The organism is Nocardiopsis chromatogenes YIM 90109, from assembly GCF_000341185.1.
Taxonomy (GTDB): domain Bacteria; phylum Actinomycetota; class Actinomycetes; order Streptosporangiales; family Streptosporangiaceae; genus Nocardiopsis_A; species Nocardiopsis_A chromatogenes.
Genome location: NZ_ANBH01000029.1, coordinates 1 through 2,895 on the forward strand (window position 1 = coordinate 1; position 2,895 = coordinate 2,895).

Genomic DNA, 2,895 nt, shown 5'->3' on the forward strand with positions numbered 1-2,895 from the left:
GCACGACCACGGCCGCACCAGGAGCCCGCCGGAGGACGGCCACGGATCGGCAGGCGCCCCGCTCCCGACCCCCGGCCGGGAGGCAGGCCGTCGGGACGCAACGGAGGCGAGCGGCGACGACGCAGGTCGGCGGCCCTTCCGGCAGCGATGTCGGGCGGCGGGCGTGCGCGTGGTCATCGTGATCGGCGGCGACGGCGAGAGCGGGGCGGTTCCCCGGCCCTGCCTGCCGGGCGGCGGGCCGCGGGCGGTCCAGGCGGGCGGCACGGCCCCGGGGTTCGCGCTCTTCGTCGCCCGGGGCCGCCGCCGGACCCGCATAACGAACCCCCCAGGGCTGTGACCTGGGCAAATACTCCGTGTTAAGTGTGGGTGGGGGCGGGAAGCGCGCCCAGCGACGCCCCCGGCGGCCCCCGAGCGACGAAGAGCGCGATACCCGAACAGGTTCTAGGGGTGATATGCCCTGTTCATGCCCGAATGCGGTATCCGGTTCGGGTGCGGGGGCGGGCGCGGAGTCGTCCGGACCCCTCCGCCGGGCTCCCGGGGGCCACGCGGGGCCGATATCGGCTACACGCAGTGACATCGGGCCCGGTAAACGACCCCGGTGTGCCGTTTAGGGGCCTTTTGGTGCCGGACCCCGTTCACGTGTCGCGATGAACGCACGCCCGCACCATCCGGGAGGCCGTCCCGGCCGTCGAACAGTGCACGGGAGGCGCCCCGCCGCCCGGAAAACCGGGCAAACCGGACGCCGGGCCGGTAGCGGCAGGCCCGGAACCCGCCTTCCGGGCCCCTTGGGCGCCCCCGGGGCATCCATGGCGCTGGGACCTGCACGGGGCCGCTGGTCGAGTGGCGGTACCGCCGCCCTGGATCACCGAACCTCCGCGGTGTGCCCGTTATGCCCGGAATGCGCGCCGGAGGGTGCCCCTCCGGGCCTGCGCACCGGCCCGACGGCCGCCACGAGCGCGGGCGACCACCCGCCCACCCGCCCGCGCCGCCCACCCGGACCGCGAGAAACCCGCCGGACGGCAAGCAGGGCCGGGGAACCGCCCCGCCTCTGCCGTCGCTGCCGGGCACACCGACCACGCACACGCCCGGCGGCCGACAGCGCTGCGGAAGGGCCGCCGCCCTCCTTCGTTGCCGCCATCTCCCCCACACTCCACCAACCCGCCGCCCGGCCAGCAGGACCAGGGAACCACCCCGACCCTGACCGATGAGCGGTGGCGGCCGAATCCCGCATCGCCCTCATGGCAGGCTTATTCACGCCTTACCCTCATTGGTGAGGTTGGTGACATGAGCGCCTTGATCGAGTGTCCGGAGCCCGTCGGACGTGTCGGTGGTACCGGCTCCGCCGGTGCCTCCTCCGTTGTGCCCGCCAGGGGCGAGGCCGGACGGGTGCTCTCGTTTCCCGAGCGGTCGCTGGTGCTCGTCTGCGGGGTTCCCGGGGCAGGCAAGAGTACGCTGCTCCGGCACCTCTTCGGGGTCACCGGGGCCGAGGACCGCACCGTGCTGCGCGGCGGCGTGCGCGTCGTCGACTCCCACCAGTCCCGGCTGCGCCTCACCCCGGCGCTGGCCGCGCTGCCCTACATCGCCTGGCGGTGGCTGGTTCACGTCCTGCACCTGCTGCGGGTCGCCGCCGCCCTGCGGGGCGGCCCCGTCGCCGTGCACGAGAGCGGGACCCGGCGGTGGGTCCGCCTGCTGCTGGCCCTGCTGGGCCGCCTGCGCGGCTACTCCGTCCACGTGGTGATGATCGACGCCTCCCCCGACGAGGCCCTGTCCGCCCAGCGGTCGCGCGGGCGGGCCGTCACCGCGCGGAGCCACCGCGCGCACACCCGGCGCTGGCGGCGCCTGTGCCGGGCCCGCGAACGCGGCCCCGGTGCCCTGGTGCCGGGGGCGGCCTCGCTCACCGTGCTGGCCCGGCACGACGTGCGGCGGCTGGCCGGGGTGCGGTTCACCGGTGCGGTTCAGCTCACCTCGGGGCGGTTCGGCCCCTCTATGGGGAGCTGACACAATGACGGGGTGAACTCGCTGGTCAACATCGTCCTATTCGGCATTGTCGGCGCCGTCATGATGGCGGCCCTCCTCGGGCTCCTGCTGGTGGCCGGGGACCGCGCCCCGAGCAAGGGGGTGCGGGTCGCCTTCGGCGCGGTGTCGGTCGCGGTGCTCCTCGGCGTCCCGGCGTTCGCCGCCCTGGGCGAGCTGGCCGCCGGTGCCGGGTACGGGGCGGCGTTCCTCAGCGCCCTGGCGGTGGAGATCATCATCTACGCCGCCAACATCGCCCTGCTGCCCGCCGTGATGCGCCGCGCGGGCCGGTCGACCTCGGACCGCCCCCGCCCGTCGGCGGCCGTGCTCTGCGGCGGCCTGGCCGTCAGCGCCGTGCTCGCCCTGGCCGCCTCCCTGCTGGCGCTCGCCCTGAGCTGACGGCGGTCCTGAGCTGACGGCGGTGCCGACGGCGGTGGGGAGACCGGGCCTCACTCTCCGGCCAGCTCCCGCACGCGCGGGATGACCCGGGCCAGCTCCCCGCGGCACTCCCCGTGCACGGTGACATAGGAGAAGCCGTACCGCTCGCGGGACTCCAGCAGCTCCGCCGCGATCTCCTCGACCGTCCCCACCAGCACGAAGGGGCTGGCCATCACGTCGGCCGCGGTGTCCAGACCCCCGCCGCCCGCGTACCGCTCGGCCAGGCGGGCCGCCTCCCCCTCCGCGTCGTCGGTGACCACGACCGACTGCACCAGCACGTTGAACTCCAGGTCGGCGGCGCGCGCACCGGCCTCCTCGCGCACCAGCCCGACGCGGCGCAGCACCTCCTCCGGGCCGTCGATGTCGAACACGCCCATGCGCGCCCCGCGCCGCTGCCTCAGGCCGCCGAACCCGACGATGTCGGCGCGGCGGGCCGCCAGCCGC

General features: G+C 75.6%; 2 protein-coding genes and 1 pseudogene. 2 read left to right on the top strand and 1 reads right to left on the bottom strand.

The genetic code is table 11. The features are described 5' to 3' along the window. The first annotated feature begins 1,359 nt into the window (after nucleotides 1-1,359). Nucleotides 1,360-1,998 carry an AAA family ATPase gene (locus tag D476_RS0102585; protein WP_017622423.1) on the top strand — a complete coding sequence of 213 codons (639 nt, stop codon included), beginning with the start codon at nucleotides 1,360-1,362 and terminating at the stop codon, nucleotides 1,996-1,998. Nucleotides 1,999-2,010: 12 nt separating this feature from the next. Beyond that, a complete protein-coding gene (locus D476_RS0102590) occupies nucleotides 2,011-2,412 on the top strand; it encodes a hypothetical protein (protein ID WP_017622424.1) in 402 nt (133 codons plus the stop codon). Nucleotides 2,413-2,462: 50 nt separating this feature from the next. Here the strand turns inward: D476_RS0102590 and D476_RS0102595 are convergent. Continuing rightward, nucleotides 2,463-2,895, bottom strand: a pseudogene (locus D476_RS0102595) (TIGR03621 family F420-dependent LLM class oxidoreductase); the annotation flags it as partial.